This window comes from Mycolicibacillus trivialis, assembly GCF_002102395.1.
Classification (GTDB): Bacteria; Actinomycetota; Actinomycetes; order Mycobacteriales; family Mycobacteriaceae; genus Mycobacterium; species Mycobacterium triviale.
In genome coordinates, this window is sequence record NZ_LQPZ01000008.1 from 266160 (window position 1) to 290860 (window position 24701).

General features: G+C 70.2%; 24 protein-coding genes, 1 tRNA gene and 1 pseudogene. 12 read left to right on the forward strand and 14 right to left on the reverse strand.

Annotation, left to right across the window (positions count from 1 at the left end; genetic code table 11):
- Positions 1 to 42 precede the first annotated feature (42 nt).
- From cydB to AWC30_RS02795, 3 genes are all read right to left on the reverse strand, one after another.
- Positions 43 to 1092, reverse strand: coding sequence for a cytochrome d ubiquinol oxidase subunit II (gene cydB / locus AWC30_RS02785; RefSeq protein ID WP_085108481.1), 1050 nt, complete (start codon positions 1090 to 1092; stop codon positions 43 to 45).
- 32 nt (positions 1093 to 1124) lie between these two features.
- Complete coding sequence (locus tag AWC30_RS02790) at positions 1125 to 2573, reverse strand: cytochrome ubiquinol oxidase subunit I (RefSeq protein WP_085108483.1); 1449 nt, start codon at positions 2571 to 2573, stop codon at positions 1125 to 1127.
- A 91-nt stretch (positions 2574 to 2664) separates the two neighbouring features.
- Positions 2665 to 3252: an HdeD family acid-resistance protein gene (locus AWC30_RS02795; protein ID WP_109561891.1), complete on the reverse strand. Its 588-nt coding sequence runs from the start codon at positions 3250 to 3252 to the stop codon at positions 2665 to 2667.
- A 148-nt stretch (positions 3253 to 3400) separates the two neighbouring features.
- Between AWC30_RS02795 and AWC30_RS02800 the strand changes: the two genes are divergently transcribed.
- The 3 genes from AWC30_RS02800 to AWC30_RS02810 are packed head-to-tail and all read left to right on the forward strand — an operon-like array spanning position 3401 to position 5828.
- Complete coding sequence (locus AWC30_RS02800; RefSeq protein ID WP_234807911.1) at positions 3401 to 4240, forward strand: ABC transporter substrate-binding protein; 840 nt, start codon at positions 3401 to 3403, stop codon at positions 4238 to 4240.
- On the forward strand, positions 4240 to 5070 hold the full coding sequence (locus AWC30_RS02805) for an amino acid ABC transporter permease (RefSeq protein ID WP_085108487.1): 831 nt from the start codon (positions 4240 to 4242) through the stop codon (positions 5068 to 5070). Before AWC30_RS02800 ends, AWC30_RS02805 begins: the two co-directional genes overlap by 1 nt.
- A 5-nt stretch (positions 5071 to 5075) precedes the next feature.
- On the forward strand, positions 5076 to 5828 hold the full coding sequence (locus AWC30_RS02810) for an amino acid ABC transporter ATP-binding protein (protein ID WP_085108489.1): 753 nt from the start codon (positions 5076 to 5078) through the stop codon (positions 5826 to 5828).
- Here AWC30_RS02810 and AWC30_RS02815 read toward each other — a convergent pair.
- A complete protein-coding gene (locus AWC30_RS02815) occupies positions 5825 to 7093 on the reverse strand; it encodes an alpha/beta hydrolase (RefSeq protein WP_085108491.1) in 1269 nt (422 codons plus the stop codon). The two genes, AWC30_RS02810 and AWC30_RS02815, sit on opposite strands and share 4 nt — an antisense overlap.
- 50 nt (positions 7094 to 7143) lie before the next feature.
- On the opposite strand from AWC30_RS02815, the gene macS reads away from it, so the two are divergent.
- Genes macS through AWC30_RS02830 form a run of 3 tightly spaced genes read left to right on the forward strand, consistent with a single transcriptional unit; the run spans position 7144 to position 10752 of the window.
- On the forward strand, positions 7144 to 8286 hold the full coding sequence (gene macS / locus AWC30_RS02820) for a MacS family sensor histidine kinase (protein WP_085108493.1): 1143 nt from the start codon (positions 7144 to 7146) through the stop codon (positions 8284 to 8286).
- Positions 8283 to 8939: a response regulator gene (locus tag AWC30_RS02825; RefSeq protein ID WP_085108495.1), complete on the forward strand. Its 657-nt coding sequence runs from the start codon at positions 8283 to 8285 to the stop codon at positions 8937 to 8939. The genes macS and AWC30_RS02825 overlap by 4 nt, the downstream gene beginning before the upstream one ends.
- Positions 8940 to 8997: 58 nt before the next feature.
- Complete coding sequence (locus AWC30_RS02830) at positions 8998 to 10752, forward strand: DUF2339 domain-containing protein (protein WP_085108497.1); 1755 nt, start codon at positions 8998 to 9000, stop codon at positions 10750 to 10752.
- Positions 10753 to 10767: 15 nt separating this feature from the next.
- On the opposite strand, the pseudogene AWC30_RS18230 reads toward AWC30_RS02830, so the two are convergent.
- Both AWC30_RS18230 and AWC30_RS02840 read right to left on the reverse strand, forming a co-directional pair.
- Positions 10768 to 11958 (reverse strand): annotated as a pseudogene (locus AWC30_RS18230) (adenylate/guanylate cyclase domain-containing protein); the annotation flags it as partial.
- 38 nt (positions 11959 to 11996) lie between these two features.
- On the reverse strand, positions 11997 to 12494 hold the full coding sequence (locus tag AWC30_RS02840; RefSeq protein ID WP_207568385.1) for a maleylpyruvate isomerase mycothiol-dependent enzyme family protein: 498 nt from the start codon (positions 12492 to 12494) through the stop codon (positions 11997 to 11999).
- A 152-nt stretch (positions 12495 to 12646) separates the two neighbouring features.
- Here AWC30_RS02840 and AWC30_RS02845 point away from each other — a divergent pair, with 152 nt between their 5' ends.
- Positions 12647 to 14026, forward strand: coding sequence for an acyl-CoA dehydrogenase family protein (locus tag AWC30_RS02845; protein WP_085108499.1), 1380 nt, complete (start codon positions 12647 to 12649; stop codon positions 14024 to 14026).
- Between the two features lie 2 nt (positions 14027 to 14028).
- Here AWC30_RS02845 and AWC30_RS02850 read toward each other — a convergent pair whose 3' ends face one another.
- Together AWC30_RS02850 and AWC30_RS17975 are read right to left on the reverse strand one after the other, a co-directional pair.
- Positions 14029 to 14454, reverse strand: a complete 426-nt coding sequence (locus AWC30_RS02850) for a nitroreductase family deazaflavin-dependent oxidoreductase (RefSeq protein ID WP_085108501.1) — start codon at positions 14452 to 14454, stop codon at positions 14029 to 14031.
- A 4-nt stretch (positions 14455 to 14458) separates the two neighbouring features.
- Positions 14459 to 14707: a hypothetical protein gene (locus tag AWC30_RS17975; RefSeq protein WP_085108503.1), complete on the reverse strand. Its 249-nt coding sequence runs from the start codon at positions 14705 to 14707 to the stop codon at positions 14459 to 14461.
- Between the two features lie 119 nt (positions 14708 to 14826).
- Here AWC30_RS17975 and AWC30_RS02860 point away from each other — a divergent pair, with 119 nt between their 5' ends.
- Positions 14827 to 15396 (forward strand): TetR/AcrR family transcriptional regulator, encoded by a 570-nt coding sequence (locus AWC30_RS02860; protein ID WP_109561892.1) that lies wholly within the window; start codon positions 14827 to 14829, stop codon positions 15394 to 15396.
- Positions 15397 to 15407: 11 nt separating this feature from the next.
- Here AWC30_RS02860 and AWC30_RS02865 read toward each other — a convergent pair.
- Positions 15408 to 15484, reverse strand: a tRNA-Leu gene (locus tag AWC30_RS02865).
- A gap of 111 nt (positions 15485 to 15595) precedes the next feature.
- On the opposite strand from AWC30_RS02865, the gene AWC30_RS02870 reads away from it, so the two are divergent.
- The gene (locus tag AWC30_RS02870) at positions 15596 to 16219 is read left to right on the forward strand and encodes a two-component system response regulator PdtaR (protein ID WP_085108507.1); all 624 of its coding nucleotides are present in this window, start codon (positions 15596 to 15598) and stop codon (positions 16217 to 16219) included.
- Here AWC30_RS02870 and AWC30_RS02875 read toward each other — a convergent pair.
- From AWC30_RS02875 to AWC30_RS02885, 3 genes are all read right to left on the reverse strand, one after another.
- Positions 16197 to 16439 carry a DUF167 domain-containing protein gene (locus AWC30_RS02875; protein WP_085108508.1) on the reverse strand — a complete coding sequence of 81 codons (243 nt, stop codon included), beginning with the start codon at positions 16437 to 16439 and terminating at the stop codon, positions 16197 to 16199. The genes AWC30_RS02870 and AWC30_RS02875 overlap by 23 nt on opposite strands.
- A gap of 152 nt (positions 16440 to 16591) precedes the next feature.
- Positions 16592 to 17791, reverse strand: coding sequence for a lipid-transfer protein (locus AWC30_RS02880; RefSeq protein WP_085108510.1), 1200 nt, complete (start codon positions 17789 to 17791; stop codon positions 16592 to 16594).
- Positions 17788 to 18231, reverse strand: a complete 444-nt coding sequence (locus tag AWC30_RS02885; RefSeq protein ID WP_085108512.1) for a Zn-ribbon domain-containing OB-fold protein — start codon at positions 18229 to 18231, stop codon at positions 17788 to 17790. The genes AWC30_RS02880 and AWC30_RS02885 overlap by 4 nt, the downstream gene beginning before the upstream one ends.
- Positions 18232 to 18299: 68 nt before the next feature.
- Between AWC30_RS02885 and polA the strand changes: the two genes are divergently transcribed.
- The 3 genes from polA to coaE all read left to right on the forward strand — a co-directional run bounded on the left by polA (position 18300) and on the right by coaE (position 23730).
- Positions 18300 to 21011, forward strand: a complete 2712-nt coding sequence (polA, locus tag AWC30_RS02890) for a DNA polymerase I (protein ID WP_085108514.1) — start codon at positions 18300 to 18302, stop codon at positions 21009 to 21011.
- 121 nt (positions 21012 to 21132) lie between these two features.
- The gene (gene rpsA / locus AWC30_RS02895) at positions 21133 to 22563 is read left to right on the forward strand and encodes a 30S ribosomal protein S1 (protein ID WP_085108515.1); all 1431 of its coding nucleotides are present in this window, start codon (positions 21133 to 21135) and stop codon (positions 22561 to 22563) included.
- A 6-nt stretch (positions 22564 to 22569) separates the two neighbouring features.
- On the forward strand, positions 22570 to 23730 hold the full coding sequence (gene coaE, locus AWC30_RS02900; RefSeq protein ID WP_085108517.1) for a dephospho-CoA kinase: 1161 nt from the start codon (positions 22570 to 22572) through the stop codon (positions 23728 to 23730).
- Here the strand turns inward: coaE and AWC30_RS02905 are convergent.
- Positions 23682 to 24173 carry a hypothetical protein gene (locus AWC30_RS02905; protein ID WP_109561893.1) on the reverse strand — a complete coding sequence of 164 codons (492 nt, stop codon included), beginning with the start codon at positions 24171 to 24173 and terminating at the stop codon, positions 23682 to 23684. The two genes, coaE and AWC30_RS02905, sit on opposite strands and share 49 nt — an antisense overlap.
- A 10-nt stretch (positions 24174 to 24183) precedes the next feature.
- Positions 24184 to 24690, reverse strand: a complete 507-nt coding sequence (locus AWC30_RS02910) for a ribonuclease FAU-1 family protein (protein ID WP_085108519.1) — start codon at positions 24688 to 24690, stop codon at positions 24184 to 24186.
- Positions 24691 to 24701: the final 11 nt, after the last annotated feature.

Genomic DNA, 24701 nt, shown 5'->3' on the forward strand with positions numbered 1-24701 from the left:
AGGCGCGCCACAGCCGCGGGTCCAGCGGCGCACGGTCGGAGGTCAGGATGGACGCCTCGACAGGCCGACGGAAGCGGGGATCCGCTCGGCGGAGATCCGTTGGCGGAACACCCAATAGGTCCAACCCTGATAGACCATCACCAGCGGGGTGAAGATCAACGCCGCCCACGACATGATCTTCAGCGTGTAGGGGGTCGAGGAGGCGTTGTAGATCGTCATGCTCCAGTCCGGGTCCAGCGTGGAGGGCACCACGTTCGGGTACAGCGACCCGAACAGCAGCACGACCGCGGCCGCGACCACCACCAGGGTCGCGAAGAACGCCCAGCCATCGGAGCGGCGCCGCCACACCAGCAGCACCGCCGCCAGCTGGGCGGCCACGGCCACCCCCAGCACCGGCCAGGTCCAGTCCTTGCCGTGGGCCAGCTGGGTCCACAGCCCGAATGCGGCGACCAGCACCGTCACCGGCAACGCCAGGGCGGCGGCGAAGCGGTGCGCGTCGTCGCGGATGGCGCCGGCCGTCTTCAGCGACACGAACACCGCGCCGTAGAACAGGAACAGCGCCCCGGTGGTCGCCCCGCCGAGCAGCGTGTAGGCGTTGAACACGTCACCGAGCGACAGGTGCACCTGGTGGTCGGCGTCGACCGGCAGGCCGCGCACCAGCATCGCGAACGCCGCCCCCCACAGCACCGCAGGCAGCCACGAGCCGGCCGCGATCCCGACGTCGGCCCAGGACCGCCACCGCGGGTCGTCGACCTTGCCGCGCCATTCGATGGCCACCACCCGCACGATCATGCCCAGCAGGATCGCCAGCAGCGGCAGATACAGCCCGGAGAACACCGTGGCGTACCAGCCGGGGAACGCGGCGAACATGGCGCCCCCGGCGGTGATCAACCACACCTCGTTGCCATCCCAGACCGGGCCGATGGTGTTCAGCGCGGCGCGGCGGTGCGCCTCAGCGTCGGTGTCGCCGCCGGCCGCGGCCCGCCCGAACGGCGCCATCAACATGCCCACCCCGAAGTCGAACCCCTCCAGGATGAAAAACCCGAGAAACAGCGCCGCCACCAGCACGAACCACAATTCTTGGAGTCCCACCGCATCTCCTCACTCTCCGGTGCCCGCCCCGCTCAGTACGCGAACGACAGCGGAGCGACGTCGTGGTCGTCGGGTGCCGACGGGGGAGCCGGCTCGGCGTCGTGTTCCAGCGGGCCCTCGACCACATAACGTTTGAGCAGCCAGAACCAGATGACCGCCAACACCGCATAGATCAGCGTGAACGACACCAGCGAGGTCGCCACCATGGCGGGCGAGTGCCCCGACACGCCGTCGGCGACGGTCAGCCGCACCATCTGGTCGCCGGTCGGGTTGGGCACCACCACCCACGGCTGACGGCCCATTTCGGTGAAGATCCAGCCGGCGCTGTTGGCCAGGAACGGCGCCGGAATGGTCCACACCGCGAAGCGGGCGAACCAGCGCCGGTCGGGCACCCGGCCTCGACGGGTCAGCCACAGCGCGGCGAGCGCGAACAACCCCGGGACGGCCAGCAGGCCGATCATCGCCCGGAACGACCAGTAGGTGACGAACAGGTTGGGCCGGTAGTCGTTGGGGCCGAATCGCTGCTCGTAGTCGGCCTGCAGGTCGCGGATGCCCTGCAGCGTCACGCCGGAGACCTTGCCCTCGGCCAGGAACGGCAGCACGTAGGGCACCTCGATCACCCGGGTGAGGTGGTCGCAGTTGTTCTGCCTGCCCACGGTCAGAATGGAGAAGTCCGGGTCGGTCTGGGTGTCACACAGCGACTCCGCCGACGCCATCTTCATCGGCTGCTGCTCGAACATCAGCTTGCCCTGGATGTCGCCGGTGGCGAACAGGCCGAGCGCCGAGGCCAGCGCCACCCAGCACCCCAGGATGGTGGCCGGCCGGTACATGCGGCGGGCGTCGTCGGCGGCCGGGTCCTTGACCATCCACCACGCGCAGACCGCCGCGACGAACGTGCCCGCGGTCAAGAAGGCACCGGCAACGGTGTGCGATACCGCGGCCTGCGCGGTGTTGTTGGTGAACAGCGCCATGATGCTGTGCAGTTCGGCGCGGCCGGTCTCCGGGTTGTAGTGCGCGCCGACCGGGTGCTGCATGAACGAGTTCGCCGCGATGATGAAGAACGCCGAGAGGTTCACCGCGATCGCCACCATCCAGATGCAGGCCAGGTGCACCAGCTTGGGCAGCCGGCTCCAGCCGAAGATCCACAGCCCGATGAAGGTGGACTCGACGAAGAAGGCGGCCAGCCCCTCGAGGGCGAGTGGCGCGCCGAAGACGTCGCCGACGAAGCGGGAGTACTCGCTCCAGTTCATCCCGAACTGGAACTCCTGCACGATGCCGGTGGCCACCCCGATCGCGAAGTTGATCAGGAACAGCTTGCCGAAGAACCGGGTCAGCCGGTACCAGGCGACGTTGTCGGTGACCACCCACAGGGTCTGCATGACCGCGATGATCGGGGCCAAGCCGATCGTCAGCGGCACGAAGATGAAGTGGTAGACCGTGGTGATTCCGAACTGCCACCGAGAAAGTTCGAGTGCGTCCATCGGCCCACCTCTCGCCGCTAACCCCTATCTAGTCCTACAGAGTGTAGTAGACATGGGCCGCCGATACGAGGGGTCGCGCAGCTCAAAATTTTCAGCGCGGGGCGAGCACCCGGTCGACGCGCTTGGCGGCGCCGCGCATGCTGACCGCGGAGATGATCTCGAAGATGCCGATCACGATCAGCCAGCTGCCGGTGACCAGGGTCAGGATGACCAGCGAGGCGAACGGCGACGCCAGCATGACCACACCGGCCAGCAGGCTGACCACCCCGAGGAAGATCGTCCAGCCGCGGCCGGGCAGTTCCGGGTCGCTGATCGCCGAGACGGTGGCCGCGGTGCCCCGCAGGATGAACCCGATCCCGACCCAGATGGCCAGCAGCCAGATCGCGACACTGGGGTCGTCGCCGAAGTGGCGGAAGGCCAGGACCGCCAGGATCACCGATGCGGCACCGCTGATGAACGACAGCACCCGTCCACCCGCGGTGATCGGCAGACTGAACGCGAAGATCACCTGCGCGATACCGGTGACCAGCAGGTAGGCGCCGAACAGGATCGCTGCCGCCACAATGCTCTCACCGGGCAGCACCAGCACCAGCACACCGAGGACCAGCGCGAGCAGGCCGGAGACCAGCGTGGACTTCCACAGGTGCGGCAACAGGCTGGGAACCGAGTTCGTCTGCATGGCTGGAGTCTCTCACATTTGCTGCGGCCGTGGGCTTGTGCGGCGTGTCCGCACCGGGTGCAGCGCCCGCCCGGAGGAAGATGTGACGGTGAGCCCGGCACATACACGGTGGCGGCGCGCACTCGCCGCAGCGGTGACGGTGTGCGCCGTGGCACCCGGCTGCGTCCAGAACGCCGACGAGACCGACGGGTTGCCCACGGTGACCGTCACCGCGACCCGGGTCGACGCGATCGCGGCGACCGTCCCCGCGCCGATCGCCACCGCCGGCCGGCTGGTCATCGGTGTCAATCTGCCTCAGCCGCCCAACCAGTTTCACGATGCGCGGGGACGTATCGTCGGGTTTGACATCGACTTGATGGACGCCGTCGCAACGGTGCTCGGCCTGACCACCAGTTACCAGCAGGCCGACTTCGAGAAGATCATCCCGGCGGTGCGCGGCGGCAGCTACGACCTCGGCATCGCGTCGTTCACCGACACCGCCGAACGGGAGCGGGTGGTGGACTTCGTGACCTATTTCGCCACGGGCACGCTGTGGACCCAGCGGCCCGGCCCGCCGATCGACCCGGACGACGCCTGCGGCCTGCGGGTCGCCGTGCAGACCGCGACCATGGCCGACACCCACGAGATCCCGGCCAAGAGCGCCGCCTGTGTGCTCGACGACCGCCCGCCCATCGAGAAGGTGAAGTTCGAACGCCAGGACGTCGCCACGAACGCGCTGCTGCTGGGCCGGGTGGACGCCATGTCCGCCGACCATCCGGTTGCCCGCTGGGCCATCGACCAGACCGACGGCAGGCTGGTGGCGGCGGGGGAGTCGGCCGGACTCACCCCCTACGGCTGGCCGGTGGCCAAGGGTTCGGCACTGGCGGAGTCGTTGCGGCTGGCGCTGACCCATCTGATCGCCACCGGTGACTACCGGACGATCGCCGAGGCATGGAACCTCGAGTCCGGGATGATCCGCGTCCCGGTGATCAACGGTGCGCTCACCTGATGGCTGAACTCGACGCCGTCCCCCTGCGCCACCCGTGGCGCTGGCTGGCCGCAGGCGTCCTGGTCGTGCTGGCGGCACTGTTCGTCTACGGCGCCGCGACCAACCCGGCCTACGGCTGGTCGGTGTACGCGAAATACCTGTTCGACCAACGGATATCGCGAGCGGCGTGGACGACCGTGCAGTTGACCGTTCTTGCGATGCTGCTGGCGCTGATCCTCGGGGTGCTGCTCGCGGTCATGCGCGGATCACCCAACCCGGTGCTGCGGGTGGTGGCCTGGCTCTACCTGTGGGTGTTCCGTGGCACCCCGGTCTACGTGCAGTTGATCTTCTGGGGTCTGCTGCCCACCCTCTACGGCACGATCCGGCTCGGCGTGCCGTTCGGGCCGTCGCTGCTGCAGTTGAACCTGACCGAGCTGTCCCTCGGTTTCCTGCTGGCGGTGATCGGTTTGGGCCTCAACGAGGCCGCCTACATGGCCGAGATCATCCGGGCCGGGATCGCGTCGGTGCCCGCCGGGCAGGTGGAGGCGTCGACCGCGCTGGGCATGTCCTGGTCGCTGACGATGCGACGCACCGTGCTGCCACAGGCGATGCGGGTGATCATCCCGCCCAGCGGCAACGAGGTGATCAGCATGCTCAAGACCACCTCCCTGGTGACCGCGGTGCCCTACAGCCTCGAGCTGTACGGGCGGTCCCGCGACATCGCCGGGGTGATCTTCGAACCGATCCCGCTGCTGCTGGTGGCGGCCACCTGGTATCTGGCGATCACCAGCGTGCTCATGGTCGGCCAGCACTACCTGGAACGACGCTTCGCCAAAGGGGTGACCCGGTGACTCCGATGGTGCGTGCCGAGCAGGTTCGCAAGGAGTACGGCGGCGCGGCGGTGCTGCGCGGGGTGTCGCTGGAGGTGCAACGCGGCGAGGTGCTGTGCCTGGTCGGGCCGTCCGGGTCGGGCAAGTCGACGTTCCTACGGTGCATCAACCATCTGGAGTCGATCGGCGCAGGCCGGCTGTATGTCGACGGTGAGCTGATCGGCTACCGGCAGGCGCACGGCAGGCTCTACGAACTGCGGCCGCGCGAGGTCGCGCGGCAACGGCGCGGGATCGGGATGGTGTTCCAGCAGTTCAACCTGTTCCCGCACCGCACCGCGCTGGAGAACGTCGTCGAGGCGCCGATCCACGTCAATCGGGTCCGGCCCGCGCTGGCCCGCGAACGCGGCCGAGAGTTGCTGGACCGGGTCGGACTGGCGCAGAAGGCCGACGCCTATCCTGCGCAGCTGTCCGGTGGGCAGCAGCAGCGGGTCGCGATCGCGCGGGCGTTGGCGATGGAGCCCACCCTGATGCTGTTCGACGAGCCGACATCGGCGCTCGACCCCGAACTGGTCGGGGAGGTGCTCGCGGTCATGAGAAACCTGGCCGAGGACGGCATGACCATGGTGGTGGTGACCCACGAGATGGCCTTCGCCCGTGAGGTCGCCGACACCGTGGCGTTCATGGCCGACGGGGTGATCGTGGAATCCGGCCCGCCTGCCGACGTATTGGACCACCCGGCGCACGACCGCACCCGGGCGTTCCTGTCCCGGTTGCGCTAACCCGCTGCCGCGGAGGTGGATTCGCGTGCGACACCCAGCGGGGCGTACACCTCGGCGAGGAACTGCTCGACGGCTACCGCGGTGTGCGTCGCCCGCGGCGAGGAGAAGATCTCGAATGCGTGCTGGGCGAACGGCAATTCCGCATAGACCACCGGGTTGCGGCTCACCTCCCGCAGCCGGGCGGCGAAGTCGCGGCCCTGTTGCACCGGGACCAGGGTGTCGTTGGTGCCGTGCAGTAGGAAGAATGGCGGCGCGTCCTCGGAGACATAGCTGATCGGCGAACTCGAGCGGTACACGTCGGGGAACTGCCTGCGGCTCTGCTTGAACACGTAGGACTGCAGGGCGGGCACCAGCAGTGGGTGCATGGCGCTGTCGGTGCGGCCCATGTCGTAGACGCCGTAGAACGGCACCGCGGCCTGAACCCGGGTGTCGGCGTCTTCGAACCCGGGCTGGAACTCGGGCAGGTTGGGGGTCACCGCTGCCAGCGCCGAGAGGTGACCGCCGGCCGAACCGCCGGTGATCGCCATCCACTGCGGGTCGCCGCCGTACTCGGCGATGTGCTCCTTGGTCCAGGCGATCGCGCGCTTGACGTCGATGATGTGATCCGGCCAGGTCGAGCGCGGACTGAGCCGGTAGTTGATCGACACGCAGACCCAGCCCCGCTCGACCAGGTGGCTCATCAGCGGGTGCGCCTGCCCCCGCTTGCTGCCCACCATCCACGCGCCGCCGTGTACCTGCAGCAGCACCGGGGCCCGGCCGGCGGGGTCGAGATCGGGCCGCCGCCAGATGTCGAGCTGGTTGCGGATGCCGAACTCGCTGTAGGGGATGTCGGCGTCACGGGCGTACTGACGGTAGATCTGCAGCATGCGCCACGCATTGGGGGCTTTGCCCAACGCCGGGGCGGAAGCCGGCCGGGTCCAGACGTCGGCCCCCGAGGTGCGCCGATCGGTGCCCAGTTCGGCGTCCAGCGCCGCGGTCAGCGGTTCGTCGGCGCGCCGGCCGATCCGGTCCAGCCCCAGCAGACCCAGCCAGGACAGCACCGACACCAGCCAGGCGAATCGTCGTACTCGCGGCGACAGCCACGCCGACACCGCCGCCAGCAGCGTCGCATGCCCGGCGATCAGCGTCCGCGGTAACTCGGTGGCGAACACGCCGTAGGCGAACGCGAACAGGGAGACATACCCACGTCTGCTCCACGGGCGGTATCCATTCACGGTGGTGGCCAGCCCGGCCAACGACCCGAGCACGGCGACAATCTGCTTCATAGCCGTCTACTAAACCATCCCCGGCGGGCGCGGAAACCTATGCTTGCGCAGTGGCAACGGCGTCGGCACCGGATCCGGCCGCACCACTGTGGCGGGCGGCTCAGGTGTTCCGGCTGCTCAGCTGCGGCTATGCACTGGGCTTCCAGATCGCGGTAAACCACGACCTGACCCGGCCGACGCTGGCGTGGCTGCTGTTCGCGGTGCTGGTGGGCTGGAGTGCGCTGTTGGCCGCCGGCTACCTGCAGGGATTCGCCCGCCGGCTCGGCTGGGTGCTCGCCGAGATCGCGGTGGCGGTCGCGCTGGTGCTGTCCACCGCGCTGGTGGCGGGCCCGCAGTGGCTGCTGGACAACCAGTCCTGGCCGACCACGCTGTGGGCCACCAACGCGACGATCTCCGCGGCGATCCTGCGGGGGCCGGTGGCCGGCATGGTCACCGGGGTGGCGGTGATCGCGGCCGGGGCGGCGCTCAAGGGTGGCGTCGACGTCAACCTGGGCCGCAACGCCACCATCGTGATCGAGTTGTCGGTCGGCCTCGCGGTGGGGATGGCCGCCCAGACCGCCCGGCGCGCCCACACCGAGTTGCAGCGGGCCGCGAGGTTGTCGGCCGCACTCGAGGAACGGGAGCGGCTGTCCCGGCACGTGCACGACGGGGTGATCCAGGTGCTGGCCCTGGTGGCCAAACGCGGTCGTGAGATCGGCGGGCCCACCGCCGATCTGGCCGCTCTGGCCAGCGAGCAGGAGCGGGCGTTGCGGCGGCTGGTCACGGCCAGCGACACCGGCGTCGACCACGGCGGCACCGTCGACCTGCGCGGCCTGCTGGCCCGGCGGGAGAGCGACCGGGTGGTGGTGAGCGTGCCGGGCACCGCGGTGCCGTTGCCCGCGCGGGTGGCCGCCGAATTGGACGCCGCGGTCGGCAACGCCCTGGACAATGTGGGTCTGCACGCCGGGCCGGGCGCGCGGGCGTTCGTGCTGGCCGAGGACCTCGGCGAGGAGGTCGCGGTCAGCGTTCGCGACGACGGTGTCGGGATCGCCCCCGGACGCCTGGCGGAAGCGGTCGCCCAGGGCCGGGTGGGGGTGTCGAAGTCCATCGTGGGCCGACTGGCCGCCCTGGGCGGCACCGCTGAGCTGCACACCGGGGCCGGCGAGGGCACCGAGTGGGAACTGACCGTGCCGCGCGACGAGGAGCCGAGATGAGTGCACCGGAGACCCCGACCGTGATGGTCGTCGACGACCACCCGATCTGGCGGGACGCGGTGGCCCGCGATCTGGCCGACGAGGGCTTCTCGGTGGTGGCCACCGCCGACGGGGTGGCGTCGGCGAAACGGCGTGCCGGGGTCGTCAAACCCGACGTGGTGCTGATGGACATGCGGCTGACCGACGGTGACGGTGCGCAGGCCAGCGCCGAGGTGCTGGCGGTGTCGCCGTCCTCGCGGATCCTGGTGTTGTCGGCCTCCGACGAACGCGACGACGTATTGGAGGCGGTCAAGGCCGGCGCCAGTGGCTATCTGGTCAAGAGCGCTTCGAGAGCCGAACTGGCGGAGGCGGTTCGGGCGACGGCGGCGGGCCGGGCGGTGTTCACGCCGAGCCTTGCCGGGCTGGTCCTGGGGGAGTACCGGCGCATCGCGCGGCGCCCCGATGGTGATCCGGCCGGCCCCCGGCTGACCGAGCGTGAGACCGAGGTACTGCGGTACGTCGCGAAGGGCCTGTCCGCCAAACAGATCGCCGCGAAGCTCACGCTCAGCCACCGCACCGTGGAAAACCATGTGCAGGCGACGTTCCGGAAACTGCAGGTGGCCAACCGCGTCGAATTGACCCGCTACGCGATCGAGCACGGCCTGGATCGCTGATCGAGCCGGGTAGATTTACCTAGAATCGGGTGCCGTCGGGCGTGCCAGAGTGATGCCCATGACCGCATCGTCTCGCCGTGTGCTCGCCGGAGTCGTCGCCGAACTCGACGTGATGACCTATCGGTTGTCGCAGATCCGGGGGCAGCTCGCCGAACTCGAACAGGGGCCGGAACCGTCCGTCGCGGCACCGACGCCTGCTCCGCCGGCGGCATCCCCGGCCCCTACGGCGCCGGCACTCCCGGCCCCGCCGGTCCCACCGGCGCCGCGGCCTCGCGCGCCACGGGATTCGAGCTGGATCGGCAAACTGCTGGCCGTCGCCGGGGTGGCCGTCACCCTGATTGGTGTCGTGCTGCTGCTGGTGCTGGCCGCCCAGGCCGGGCTGCTGCGCCCGGAGATCCGGGTGCTCGGTGGCGCGGCGTTGGCTTCCGCTCTGGTGGGCGCGGCGATCTGGTGGCAGTCCCGCCCCGGCGGACGCATCGGCGCGATCGCCCTGGCCGCCACCGGTATCGCGGCCGGCTATCTGGATGTGCTGGCGGTGACCGCCGTCTACGAGTGGGCGCCCGCGGCCGTCGGGCTGGTGTTGGCCGCCGTGGTCGCCGCCGGTGGCCTGGTGCTGGCCCGGCGGTGGGACTCCGAGCAACTCGCGCTGCTGGTCGTGGTGCCGCTGATCGGCCTGGCCCCGGTCCTCACCGACGGGATCGACCTGTTGCTGGTCGGGTTCATGCTGACCCTGTCCGCCGCGGTGCTGCCGGTGCAGCTGGACCGGGACTGGGTCGGCATGCACGCCGCCCGGATCGCGGCGGCCACCGTGCCGCTGCTGTTCGCGTTGCTCGCCGGCTCCGGTGCCGGCCCGGCCACCTGGCCGCTCGCGGCGTGCTGCGGCCTCGCCGCGGTGCTGGCGATCGGCAGCGGGCTGGTGCTGCTGCCCGGTTCCGCCAAGCCCGCTGTGCTGGCGGCGCTGAGCGTGGCGGGCACCGTGCCGGTGCTGGCGGCCGGGGTCGCGGTCGGGCCGGTGGCGGCCGCGCTGATGGCGGCGGGGCTGGCTGCAGCGATGCTCGCGGTGGTGTTGCTCGGCGCGCAGTTGCCCGCGGTGGCCCGGCAGGTCTTCGCCGCGCTGTCGGCGGTGGCCGCCCTGATCGCGGTCACCGTCGGGTTCGACGGCCCGGTCGCGGTGCCGGTCCTGCTCGGGCTCGGTGTGGTGGTGGCGCTCGGCGGTCACCGGGACGTGTCGGCGCGGTGGGCGGCTGCCGGATTCGGGGTCGCCGGGACGCTGGGGCTGCTGGCCCTGGCGCCGCCGTCGGTGGTCACCGTCCCGACCCGCCTGCCGGTCGCCGAGGCGGTCTCGGTGCTGGTCTCCAGCGTGCTGCTGATCGGGTGGACAGCGGCGTTGGGCTGGGCGTTCCGGTGGGCCGCCCGGCCGGCCGGCGACGGTGCGCGCGCCGCGGGGGTCTGCGCCGGGGCGCTGGCCATCTACGCCGTCACCGTGTTCACCGTCACCGCGGGCGTGCTCGCGTTCGGCACCGGCGGCGGGTTCCTAGGCGGGCACGTGGCCGCCACCCTGTGCTGGGTCGCGATCGCGGCGGGCCTGTTCGGTTACGCGCTGCGGGCGCCCGACCGTCAGGCCCGCGACACCGCGGTCGGGGCGGGATTAGCGCTGACCGGCACGGCCATGGCCAAGCTGTTCCTGTTCGACCTCGGCACCCTCGACGGCATGTTCCGGGTCGCGGTGTTCCTGGTCGCCGGGCTGGTCCTGCTGGGGATGGGCGCCGGTTACGCCCGCAGCCTGACCCGCCAGGACCGCATCCGGAGCTGACCGGCCCTGTAGGTACCAGGTCCGCATCGGGCCCTTGCCCTTGACCTCGACCTCACCGCGCGGCTCGAAGATGAACTCGTCGCGCAACCGGTCGTAGACGTTGTGCGGCACCTGGATCCGCCCGGCGGCGCCGGTGGACTCCATCCGGGCCGCCACGTTCACCGCGTCGCCCCACACGTTGTAGAAGAAGCGGCGGGAGCCGATCACGCCGGCGACGACGGGCCCGTCGGCAAGCCCGATCCGGATACGCAGCGGGCGCCCGGACGGGGTGTCGGTGCGTGTCACGGCCTCGGCCATGTCCAGTGCGAAGTCGGCCAGAGCCGCCAGGTGGTCGGCCCGCGGCTCGGGCACGCCGCTGACCACCATGTAGGAGTCGCCGGTGGTCTTGATCTTCTCCAGGCCGTATTTGTCCACCAACTCATCGAAGGCGGTGTAGAGCCGGTCCAGATACCGGACCAACCCGTCGGGGCTGGTGCCAGCGGTGAATGCGGTGAAGCCGACGATATCGGCGAAGAGCACCGAGGCGTCATCGTAGCGGTCGGCGATGACGTCGTGGTCGGGCTGTTTGAGCCGGTCGGCGACCTCGACCGGCAGGATGTTGGTCAGCAGCGCCTCGGATCGTTGGAATTCGGCCTCCAACGCCGCCTCCGCGCGGGCCATCTCCCGTAGCGCAACCCAGACCGCCGCGACACTGATGAAGGCCACCGAGATCACCGTCGTGATGAACCCGACGGTCGTCAGCCAATGCGGCTGGATGCCCGCGTCCTCGGGAACCAGGAACTCCAGCCCGATCACCAGACCGGCTCCCACGGCAGCCACCACCGCGGCGAGCACCACATGCTCGACACCGAGGATCAGCACCGCGATGGCCGCCGCCGCCAGGAAATAGAACTGCAGTCCCGAGCCGGTGCCCACAGCCCAGATGAGCAGGGAGAGCGAGAGGTAAGCGGCGGCGACGAACGCCAGGGGCGCAACCAGTTTCCCGAACCGGGCGAGTTTGGGTGTGATGAGGAAAACGGCCGCACTGCCCACGTTGATCAGCCCGGTCCAGGACTGGGTGGCTCCCACGAGCAGCTGCAGGACACCGAAGCCGCCGGTGATGACCGCACCGATGCGCGCCGTGAGGATCAGCACCCGTAGTTGCTGGGAAGCGCGTTCGACGGAGCGTTGCCCCGCGGCCGAGGAGCACTGAACGCGGCGATGCATCGCGACCGCGTGACCGGCGGCCGCGAGCTTTCACCTGCTCACCACGGCAGCAGCGTAACGCCTGCACCGGCCAGTTCGGGGGCGACGGCGCTGACCCGGCCGGTCATCGCCAGCAGCAGCGCCTCGGCACGCCCGTGCACCGGCTCACCGGAGCCCGCCGACCAGTCGATGTCGGTGGCGATCAGCCGCACGCCCCGGGTGCGCCGGGCCGCGCCGATCACCGGGCTGGCGCGCGCATAGTTCATCGCCGCGACCAACCGCGGCTCGGGGATCTGCCGCCGCAGCCCCAGTGGCCGGCGGATGTCCTGCTGGTGGACGAGGCATTCGATGAGCGCCACCCGACCGCCGTAGAGGGCGCCTGCACCCGCCGGGCGGCTGCCGTGTCGCATCCGGGTGGCCAACTCCGCCGGCGCCAGGCGGGCACCGGCCTCGAGCGCCGTGCGGTTGAGCCCGTCGACGTCGCCGCGGGCCCGCAGCATCGCGACGGTCAGGCGTGGGAGGCTCTGATCGAGGTAGGCCAGGGTGTGAGCGGCCACGTCGCGCACCGTCCAGCCCGCGCACAGGCTGTCCCCGCCCACTGGGCGGGGGAGAGGCTCTCCAGCAGCGCGGCGAACTCCAGGCGCTCGGCGGTGGCCATGGCCCGGATCGCACCACGTTTGGTCATGGTCGATAACGGTAACCCGTGCTCATGGCCTTCGACCTCACGCCGACCGCAGCGCAGCACGACCTGGCCCGGCGCACCCACGAGTTGTCCGAGTCGGTGATCCGTCCAGTGGCGCTGGAATACGACCAGCGCCAAGAGTTTCCGTGGCCGGTTCTGGAGGAGGCGGCCGAGCGCGGGTTCTACAGTCCGCTGTTCTATCGGGACCTGATCGGGGACTCCAGTGGGGTCTCGTTGCCGATGTTCATGGAGGAACTGTTCTGGGGCTGTGCGGGAATCGGCCTGGCGATCGTGATGCCGGCGCTGGCGCTGTCCGCCATCGGTCAGGCGGCCACACCTGAACAGATGCTGCGGTGGGCGCCGGAATGCTTCGGCACCCCCGGCGATCTCAAGCTTGCCGCGCTGGCCATCTCCGAGCCCGAGGGCGGCAGCGATGTGCGCAATCTGCGCACCACGGCGCGGCGCGACGGCGAGGACTGGGTGATCGACGGCCACAAGATGTGGATCGGGAACGGCGGCATCGCCGATGTGCACGTCGTCAACGCCGTCGTCGACGAGGAACTGGGCCACCGCGGGCAGGCGCTGTTCGTCGTCCCGGGCGGCACACCCGGCCTGGAGCTGGTCCGCAAGCTGGACAAGCTGGGCTGTCGCGCCTCGCACACCGCCGAGCTGCGGTTCGATCGGGTTCGGGTGCCTGCGGAGAACCTGCTCGGCGGTCAGGACAAGCTCGACCACAAACTGGCGCGGGCCCGGGAGCGGCTGGCGTTGGGCAAGCGGTCCGGTTCGGCGACGCTGGGCACCTTCGAGCAGACCCGGCCGATGGTCGCCGCCCAGGCGATCGGCATCGCGCGTGCGGCGCTGGAGTATGCCACCGAATACGCCACCAGCCGTGAGGCTTTCGGCGGGCCGATCATCGACAACCAGGGTATCGCGTTCCCGCTCGCGGAGTTGGCCACCCAGATCGACGCGGCAAGGCTGTTGACGTGGCGCGCCTCCTGGATGGCGGCCAACGGCATCGCGTTCACCCGCGGGGAGGGGTCGATGTCGAAGATGGCGGCCAGCGAAGTCGCCGTGCGGGCCACCGAGCGAGCGATCCAGACCCTCGGCGGCTGGGGCTACATCACCGATCATCCGGTGGAGAAGTGGTACCGGGATGCCAAGCTGTACACCATCTTCGAGGGCACCAGCGAGATCCAGCGGATCGTCGTCTCGCAGGCACTGGGTGCTGCCGAAGGCACGCCGCCGCTGCATGTGGAGATCGAGCCCAGCGGTGGTCCGCTGAACCGGCTGTTCGGCCGGGGCGCGCCGTTGCGCGGCCGGGTCGCGGAGGCGGCTCTGGCGGCCCAGGATCGGGTTCCCGAGCCGGTCATGCGGTTGGTGATGCGGGCGCTTCGGCCACCCCGGTAGCCCTAACCTTCGGCGCGGGTCAGCGCGATGACCGGGATGACCCGGTCGGTCCGCTCCCGGTAGGCGGCGAAGCCCGGATAGCGTTCGGCTTGAATGGCGTAGAGCCGGTCGTGCTCGGCACCGGTGATCTCGGTGGCATCGACCGGGTAGGTCTCGGTGCCTACCTCCACGACCGCGGACGGGTGGGCCCGCAGGTTGTGATACCAGGACGGGTGGGTGTCCTTGCCCTCGTTGGAGGCGAAGACGATGATGCGGTCGCCGTCCGGCAGGTACATCATCGGGCTGGTGCGCTGCCGGCCGGACTTGGCGCCGGTGGTGGTCAGCAGCAGCACCGGCGCGCCCTCGAACGGGCTGCCGAGTTTCCCGCCGCGACTCCGGAATTCGGCGATGTTGCGTTCGTTGAACGCCAGGACCCGGTCCTTCTCCATGGTTTCAGCCTTCCTGTTGCTTCAGCACCGCGGTGAGGGATTGCCGCGGGATGTCGGGGTAGCGATGGTTCTCCGGGTTCTGCAGCCGGCCCTTTCCGGCCATCATCGGCAGCTGATACATCAACGGGAGCACCCGCATCGGGTCGGTGGTCTCGGCGGTCAGGCGGCGGGCGATCGCCGCGCCGATGCCGCGACCGCCGCCGGTCACCAGGATCCGTTTACCGGAGAAGCGCGGTTGCTGAGGTTCGGCCATGGGCTCTCCTGCCTCGGGCGGGCAACACCAGCACCGATTATCCACGTATCTCAACGATTGTCTATATTTCCTGGTATTCGTATGATCAGGGCGCGTCCGAACAACCCGACAGGAGGGCCGTGACATCCGGTGAGGCCGGCGAGAGCAAGGGCCAGCGGACCCGTCGCCGCATCCTCGCGGCGGCACGCGGCGTCTTCGCCGATGTCGGCTACGAGCGTGCCACGATCCGCGGGATCGCGGAGGCGGCCGACGTGGACAAGTCCTCGGTCATCCAGTATTTCGGCAGCAAACAGGAGTTGTTCCGCGAAGCGGTGCACTGGACCATCCCGCTCGACGAGGTGCTGTCCGACAGCGCGGAGGAGACCACGGAGAAGCTGGCCCGCGGCATGTTCGCGGCGTGGGCGGCCGACCCGAACTCGCCGATGACGGTGCTGCTGCGCGCCAGCATGACCAGCGAGGACGCCGCCGACCGGCTGCGCTCACACATCACCGAGGAGGTCACCACCGCGCTGGCCGGGCTGATCGACGCCCCCGACGCGCGGCTCCGGGCCGCGCTGCTCGGCGCGATGCTGATGGGGGTGGCCAGCCAGCGCTACCTGCTGCGCATGCCCGACCTGAGCGACATCGACACCGACGAGATCCTGCGGGTGATCGGTCCCGCGCTGCGGACCTTGATCGACCCGGATTGACCTGCGGTTTGTGGTGCCCTCGGTGAGATTCGAACTCACACTGTACGGGTTTTGAATCCGTTTCCTCTGCCAGTTGGGATACGAGGGCCGTCGTCGCGGGTTCGCCGCAGCATCCCAGAATAGTGGATCGGCACGGACGGTCGAACATCACATGCGGGTGCGCTTCCGGCGGGCGGCACCGTCGCGAGACAATGAGGGGATGAGTGAGCCCACCCCACCCCAGCCGTCTGCGCACCCGGCTCCGCACCGGGTCCTGATCGCCGAGGACGAACCGCTGATCCGGCTGGACCTGACCGAGATGCTGCGCGAAGAGGGCTACGACGTCGTCGGCGAGGCCGGCGACGGCCAGGTCGCGGTGGAGCTGGCCGAGAAGCTCCGGCCCGACCTGGTGATCATGGACATCAAGATGCCGCGGCGGGACGGGATCGACGCCGCCTCGGAGATCGCCCGCAACCGCATCGCCCCGATCGTCATGCTCACCGCGTTCAGCCAGCGCGACCTGGTCGAGCGGGCGCGCGACGCCGGCGCGATGGCCTACCTGGTCAAACCGTTCACCGCCACCGACTTGATCCCGGCCATCGAGCTGGCGGTGAGCCGGTTCAGCGAGATCGCCGCCCTGGAGCGGGACGTGGCGTCGCTCTCGGAGCGGCTGGAGACCCGCAAACTCGTCGAGCGGGCCAAGGGGCTGCTACAGGCCGCCCATCAGATGAGCGAGCCGGAGGCCTTTTCCTGGATCCAGCGGGCGGCGATGGACCAGCGCACCACCATGAAGCGGGTCGCCGAGGTGGTGGTGGAGTCGCTCAGCGACCGGTCCGCGGGGTGATCCGGAACCGTTTCAGCCGGGCGGTGGGGCCGGACACCAGCTCCACATGACTGCGCGGCACCCCGAAATGCGTTGCGAGCAGAGTCTGTACGGCACGGTTGGCCTTGCCGTCGACCGCCGGCTCCCGCACGTACACGGTGAGCCCGCCGTCGGCGCCGGTTTCCACCAGCGGACCCTTTCGGCTGCCGGGCTTGACCCGCACCACGACGATCTCGCTCACCGCGCCCCCGACCCGCCGCCCGTCCGGGCCGCTCCCGCCGCTCCCGCCGCTCCCGCCGCGAGATTGAAGCCATGCAGGGCTGCTCTCGACTTTTGTCTGCGTAGTTTCATTCTCGCGGCAGAGGCTGGGACCTTGAGGCCGGGCGGCGCGGCTCAGCGCGCGACGATCACCGACGAGCCGTGCCCGAACAGGCCCTGGTTGGCGGTGACGCCGACGGTGGCGCCCTCCACCTGACGGCCCTCGGCCTGCCCGCGCAGCTGCCAGTTGAGCTCGCAGACCTGCGCGATCGCCTGGGCCGGGATGGCCTCGCCGAAGCAGGCCAGCCCGCCGGACGGGTTCACCGGCACCTTGCCGCCCAGCGCGGTCGCGCCGCTGCGCAGCAGCTGCTCACCCTCACCCTTCGCGCACAGCCCCAGGTGCTCGTACCAGTCGATCTCCAGCGCGGTCGACAAGTCGTAGACCTCGGCCAGGCTGACGTCCTCCGGGCCGATCCCCGCCTCGGCGTACGCGGCGTCGAGGATCTGGTCTTTGAACACCCGCTCCGGACCGGGCACCACGGCGGTGGAATCCGTTGCGATGTCCGGCAACTCGGGCAGGTGCTGCGGGTAGCGCGGGGTGACGGTGGACACCGCACGCACCGACGGCACACCCTCCAACGACCCCAGGTGCTTTTTCGCGAACTCCGCGCTGGCCACGATCAGGGCCGCCGCGCCGTCCGAGGTGGCGCAGATGTCGAGCTGATGCAGCGGGTCGGCGACCACCGGGCTGGCCAGCACGTCGTCGACCGCGGACTCCTTGCGGTAGCGCGCGTACGGGTTGTGCAGACCGTGCCGCGAGTTCTTGACCTTGACCTGCGCGAAGTCCTCGACGGTGGCGCCGTAGAGGTCCATCCGGCGGCGCGCCAGCAGCGCGAAGTACACCGGGTTCATCGCGCCGATCAGGTGGAACCGCTGCCAGTCCGGGTCGTTCTTGCGTTCCCCGCCGACCGGAGCGAAGGCACCCTTGGGGGTGGTGTCGGCGCCGATCACCAGCGCCACGTCACAGAAGCCGGCCAGGATCTGGGCGCGGGCGCTCTGCAGGGCCTGCGAACCGGAGGCGCAGGCGGCATAGGACGACGACACCGGCACCCCGTTCCAGCCCAGCTTCTGGGCGAACGTGGACCCGGCGATGAAGCCCGGGTAGCCGTTGCGGATGGTGTCGGCGCCGGCGATGAACTGGATCTGCCGGGAGTCCAGGTCGGCTTCGGCCAACGCGGCGCGCGCGGCGACTACGCCGTACTCGGTGAAGTCGCGGCCCCACTTGCCCCACGGGTGCATCCCGGCACCCAGGATGTAGAGCGGTTCGGGGCTCATGCGGTCACCTTCTTCCAGACATAGGTCAGCCGCTGCACACCGTCGTCGTCGGTGTAGAGCGGTTCCAGGGCGAGCTCCAGTTCCATCCCGACCTTCAGGTCCGCGGCCAGCGTGCCCTCGGCCACCTTCGCAAGCACGATCAGGCCCTCGGCGGCCAGTTCGACCGCAGCGATCGCGAACGGCTCGAACGGGTCCGGCGCCGGGTACGGGGCCGGCGGGGGGTAGCGGTTCTCGGTGTAGCTCCACACCGTGCCGCGCCGGGACAGCTCGACCGGTTCCAGCACGTCGCTGGTGCAGGCCGGGTTCGGGCAGTTGTTGGCACGGGGCGGGAAGACATAGGTTCCGCACTGCGGGCACTTGGCGCCGATCAGATGGGCGGCGCCGGAGTCATCGGTGGCGAACCACCCGTCGATCGCTGGTTGCGTGGCTGCTGCTGACACCCGCTCAGCGTACCGACAAGGCGTCCGGAATTGAAACGCGTTCCAGTTCTGCCGCGGTGTCGGTGGCTATGCCTAGAGTAAGGACGGTGAGTCCCGTGTCAGACAAACCGACCCTGATGCTGCTCGACGGTAATTCGCTTGCCTACCGGGCCTTCTACGCGCTGCCGGCGGAGAACTTCAAAACCCACGGCGGACTGACCACCAACGCGGTGTACGGCTTCACCGCGATGTTGATCAACCTGCTGCGCGACGAGAACCCGAGCCACCTGGCGGCCGCGTTCGACGTGTCGCGCCAGACGTTCCGCTCCGAGCGCTACCCGGAGTACAAGGCCAACCGGTCGAGCACCCCCGACGAGTTCCGCGGCCAGATCGACATCACCAAGGAGGTGCTCGGGGCACTGGGCATCACCGTGCTCGCCGAGGCCGGCTACGAAGCCGACGACCTGATCGCCACCCTGGCCACCCACGCCGAGCGGGAGGGCTACCGGGTGCTGGTGGTCACCGGCGACCGCGACGCGCTGCAACTGGTCAACGACGACATCACGGTGCTCTACCCGCGCAAGGGTGTCAGCGAACTGACCCGCTTCACCCCCGACGCCGTCGTCGACAAGTACGGCCTGACCCCGACCCAGTACCCCGACTACGCGGCGCTGCGCGGCGACCCCAGCGACAACCTGCCCGGCATCCCGGGGGTGGGGGAGAAGACCGCGTCGAAGTGGATCGCCCAGTACGGCTCACTGCAAAGCCTGGTCGACCACGCCGACGAGGTGCGCGGCAAGGTCGGCGACGCGCTGCGCGCCAACCTGTCCACGGTGGTGCTCAACCGCGAACTGACCGACCTGGTGCGCGACGTGCCGCTGGCGCACACCCCCGACACCCTGGAACTGCGCCCCTGGGACCGCGACCAGATCCACCGACTCTTCGACGACCTGGAGTTCCGGGTGCTGCGCGACCGGCTGTTCGAGACGCTGGCCACCCCGGCCCCCGAAGTCGATGAGGGCTTCGAGGTCCGCGGGCAGGCGCTGGCGGCCGGCGACGTGGCCGGTTGGCTTGCCGAACACGCCGGCGACGGCCGGCGCTGCGGGCTGGCGGTGGTCGGCACCGACCGCACCTACGACGGGGACGCCACCGCGCTGGCGGTCGCCACCGCCGACGGGGAGGGCGCCTACCTGGACACCGCCACGCTCACCCCGGACGACGAGGCCGCGCTGGCGGGCTGGCTCGCCGACCCGGCCAAACCCAAGGCGCTGCACGAGGCCAAGCTGGCCATGCACAACCTGGCCGGGCGGGGCTGGACGCTGGCCGGGGTGGCCTGCGACACCGCGCTCGCCGCCTATCTGGTGCGGCCCGGCCAGCGCAGCTTCACCCTCGACGACCTGTCGGTGCGCTACCTGCAGCGCGAACTGCGCGCCGAGACCGCCGAGGACCAGCAGCTCTCGTTGCTCGACGACCCCGACGGCGCCGACCAGCAGGCGGTGCAGACCCTGATCCTGCGGGCCCGGGCGGTCACCGACCTCGCCGACGCGCTGGACGCCGAACTGGCCCGCATCGAGGTGGCCGACCTGCTCGCCGACATGGAGCTGCCGGTCCAGCGGGTGCTCGCCGGGATGGAGACCGTCGGCATCGCCGTGGACACCGAGCAGCTCAGCGCGCTGCAGAGCCGGTTCGGCGACCAGATCCGCGACGCCGCCGAGGCCGCCTACGCGGTGATCGGCAAGCAGATCAACTTGGGCTCGCCCAAGCAGCTGCAGGTGGTGCTCTTCGACGAGTTGGAGATGCCCAAGACCAAACGCACCAAGACCGGCTACACCACCGACGCCGACGCGCTGGCGTCGCTGTTCGAGAAGACCGGCCACCCGTTCCTCGAGCACCTGCTGCGCCACCGCGACGTCACCAAGCTGAAGGTCACCGTCGACGGGCTGCTCAAGGCGGTCGCCGCCGACGGCCGCATCCACACCACGTTCAACCAGACGATCGCCGCGACCGGCCGGCTGTCGTCGACCGAACCCAACCTGCAGAACATCCCGATCCGCACCGAGCACGGCCGCACCATCCGGGACGCGTTCGTGGTCGGGGACGGCTACGCCGAGCTGATGACCGCCGACTACAGCCAGATCGAGATGCGGATCATGGCGCACCTGTCCGGCGACGCCGGGCTGATCGAGGCGTTCAACTCCGGGGAGGACCTGCACACCTTCGTGGCCGCCCGGGCCTTCGACGTGGACCCCGACGACGTCACCGCCGACCTGCGCCGGCGGGTCAAGGCGATGTCCTACGGGTTGGCCTACGGGCTGAGCGCCTACGGGCTGTCCCAGCAGCTCAAGATCTCCACCGAGGACGCCAGGGCCCAGATGGAGAGCTACTTCACCCGGTTCGGCGGGGTGCGCGACTACCTGTACGCCGTCGTCGAGCAGGCCCGCAAGGACGGCTTCACCTCCACCGTGCTGGGTCGGCGCCGCTACCTGCCCGAGCTGGACAGCTCCAACCGGCAGGTCCGGGAGGCCGCCGAGCGGGCCGCGCTCAACGCCCCGATCCAGGGCAGCGCGGCCGACATCATCAAGGTGGCGATGATCAACGTCGACGCCGCACTCGCCGAGGCCGGGCTGTCGTCGCGGATGCTGCTGCAGGTGCACGACGAGTTGGTGTTCGAGGTCGCCGACGGCGAACGCGAGCAGGTGGAGGCGCTGGTACGCGAGCAGATGGGCGGCGCCTACCCGCTCGACGTACCGCTGGAGGTGTCGGTGGGCTACGGCCGCAGCTGGGACGCCGCGGCGCACTGACGGCCGGTTTGTCCGGCGTCCCGCCGGTCAAGTAGCCTCAACAGATGCCCGTGTGCGCTGGTTCGCGGGCTGCATCACCCACCCGTCCCTACGATTCGACCTGTCCGGAGCAACCCAACACATGCCAAGTCCCTCCGTCACCTCGCCGCAAGTAGCCGTCAACGACATCGGCTCGGCCGAGGATTTTCTTGCCGCCATCGACAAAACGATCAAGTACTTCAACGATGGCGACATCGTGGAAGGGACCATCGTCAAGGTTGACCGCGACGAAGTCCTGCTCGACATCGGTTACAAGACCGAAGGTGTCATCCCGTCCCGCGAACTGTCGATCAAGCACGACGTCGACCCCCACGAGGTGGTGTCCGTCGGCGACGAGGTCGAAGCCTTGGTCCTCACCAAGGAGGACAAGGAAGGCCGGCTGATCCTGTCCAAGAAGCGCGCCCAGTACGAGCGCGCCTGGGGCACGATCGAGGAGCTCAAGGAGAAGGACGAGGCCGTCAAGGGCACCGTCATCGAGGTGGTCAAGGGCGGCCTGATCCTCGACATCGGCCTGCGCGGCTTCCTGCCCGCCTCGCTGGTGGAGATGCGCCGGGTGCGCGACCTGCAGCCCTACATCGGCCGGGAGCTCGAGGCCAAGATCATCGAGCTGGACAAGAACCGCAACAACGTGGTGCTCTCGCGCCGCGCCTGGCTGGAGCAGACCCAGTCCGAGGTGCGCAGCGAGTTCCTCAACCACCTGCAGAAGGGCGCCATCCGCAAGGGTGTGGTGTCCTCGATCGTCAACTTCGGCGCGTTCGTCGACCTGGGCGGGGTGGACGGCTTGGTGCACGTCTCCGAGCTGTCCTGGAAGCACATCGACCACCCGTCGGAGGTCGTGACCGTCGGCGACGAGGTCACCGTCGAGGTGCTCGACGTGGACATGGACCGCGAGCGGGTCTCGTTGTCGCTCAAGGCCACCCAGGAAGACCCGTGGCGGCACTTCGCCCGCACCCACGCGATCGGCCAGATCGTGCCCGGCAAGGTCACCAAGCTGGTGCCGTTCGGCGCGTTCGTCCGCGTCGAGGAGGGCATCGAGGGCCTGGTGCACATCTCCGAGCTCTCCGAGCAGCACGTCGAGGTGCCCGACCAGGTGGTCTCGGTCGGCGACGACGCCATGGTGAAGGTCATCGACATCGACCTGGACCGGCGCCGGATCTCGCTGAGCCTCAAGCAGGCCAACGAGGACTACACCGAGGAGTTCGACCCCTCGAAGTACGGCATGGCCGACAGCTACGACGAGCAGGGCAACTACATCTTCCCGGAGGGCTTCGACCCGGAGACCAACGAGTGGATGGAAGGCTTCGACACCCAGCGCGCCGAGTGGGAGGCCCGCTACGCCGAGGCCGAGCGTCGCCACAAGATGCACGCCGAGCAGATGGAGAAGTTCGCCAACGCCGAGCACCTCGACACCGAGCACCACGCCTCCGCCTCCAGCGGTGAGTCGGCGGGCGGGTCGCTGGCCAGCGACGAGCAACTCGCTGCGCTGCGGGAGAAGCTGGCCGGCAACGCCTAGCCCGGCATGTTGCGCATCGGCCTGACCGGCGGCATCGGCGCCGGGAAATCCACGGTGTCGAACACCTTCCGGGACTGCGGCGGCATCATCGTCGACGGTGACGTCCTGGCCCGCGAGGTGGTCGAGCCGGGCACCGAGGGCCTGGCGGCACTCGTCGAGGAGTTCGGGGAGCAGATCCTGCTGCCCGGCGGCGCCCTGAACCGGCCCGCGCTGGCGAAGGTCGCGTTCGCCGACGACGCCAAACGGGCCCGGCTCAACCAGATCGTCCACCCGCTGGTCGCCCGGCGGCGGGCCGAGCTGATCGAGGCCGCCGACGCCGACGCGGTGATCATCGAGGACATCCCGCTGCTGGTGGAATCCGGCATGGCGCCGCTGTTCCCGCTGGTGATCGTGGTGCACACCGACGTCGAGACCAGGGTGGCCCGGCTGGCCGAACACCGGGAGATGTCCGAGCAGGACGCCCGGGCCCGGATCGCCGCACAGGCCGACGACGAGCAGCGGCGCGCGGTCGCCGACGTGTGGCTGGACAACTCCGGCACGCCGCGGGAGCTGGCCGAACGGGCCCGCGGACTGTGGCACGACCGGATCCTGCCGTTCGCGCACCACCTGGCCGCGGGCACGACGCCGCCGGAGCCGGACACGCCGGTCGCCGCCGACCCGACCTGGGCCGACCAGGCGAACCGGATCGTGGCCCGGCTGAACACCGCGTGCGGCCACCACGCCGTGCGGATCGATCACGTCGGTCCGACCGCCGTCGGCCGCGCCGCTCCCGACGTCATCGACGTGCAGGTGACGGTGCGGTCGCTGGACGTGGCCGACGAACTCGCCGGCGCCCTGCTGGCCGCCGGCTATCCGGCGGTGGCGGAGGTGGACAGCGACCCGGCTCTGCCCGGCGCGCGCAGCACGGTCGCCGCGCTCGACCGGGCCGGCGACACCGGCAAGGACAGTGCGCTGTGGCGCAAGCGGTTACACGCTTCGGCCGACCCGGGACGGCCCGCCCGGGTGCATCTGCGGGTGGACGGCTGGCCCAACCAGCAGTTCGCGCTGCTGGCGGTGGACTGGCTGACCGCCGTCCCCGACGAGCGGGACGGGGCGGACCTCGACGGCGACCCGCAGACCTACCGGCGGGCGTGGTCCTGGGCCGACGGGTCCGGCTGGGACTGCTGAGCGTCGGGCTGCTGGGGCGCGGCGCCGCAGGACAGCGTCCCGGCGTCCGGGTCGTCGGCGCCGGCTTGGGTGGTGACGAACTCGGTGCGCTGCACCGCGACCACGTCGTCGACGGTGATCTGGCAGAACACGTTCGCCGAGTACGGCCACTGCAACCGGACCTGCAGCGCGGCGTCGGCCGGGTCGGCCAGCACGGTCTGCGCCTCGAACTCCCGGCCCGGCAGCGCGCTCAACGGGGCTTCGTTGGTCTGCCCGTCGGCGGTGCGGAAGGTGGCCATCCCACCGGGGGCCACCCCGTCGATGCGGGCGGTGTAGGTGACGTTGTGCAACTCGGTCTCGGCCGGCGTCTCGGTTTCGGTCGGGTCGGCGAGGGCGGCCGGCGCGGTCACCACGGCGAGCAGCCCGGCCGCACAGCCCAGCCCGATACGGGTGGTGGCGTTCACAGAGCCGACCCTACAAGCCCGGCCAGTCCAGCTCCATTCCGCATCCGGACAGCCAACGGTGCAGGTCGTAGCCGTTGGCCGCCAGTCCGTCGACCGCGGTGACGGCGCGGCGCACCGCCCGGTCGGCGTCCTCGGGGCCCAGCAGCCCGTCCCGCACGGCGGCCATCAGCTCGTCGGCGTCGGTGAGCCGCACATCCCGGCCGGTGCGCACCACCAGGTCGAGGTAGTGGTCGACCGAGCGCCACACCGCCGGGCCGGGCAGGTACTCGCCGATGTCGAGGTAGAAGTCCTGGTCCCGGTGGTGGCCGGGGTTGAAGTGGAAGACCGTGGCCCGCAGTCCCAGCTCCGGCAGCAGCCAGGACTGCAGGTAGTGGAACTCGGCGCGGCCGGGGGTGGGGCGCGCCAGGTAGAGCCCCCACGGGCGCAGCGTGTAGACGTCGACCGCCCGCACGACACCCTTGGGGTCGGTGTTGGTGTGTGCGGTCAGGTCGAAGGTCTCGCGTTTCGGCGGGTGGATGTGGGCAGCCT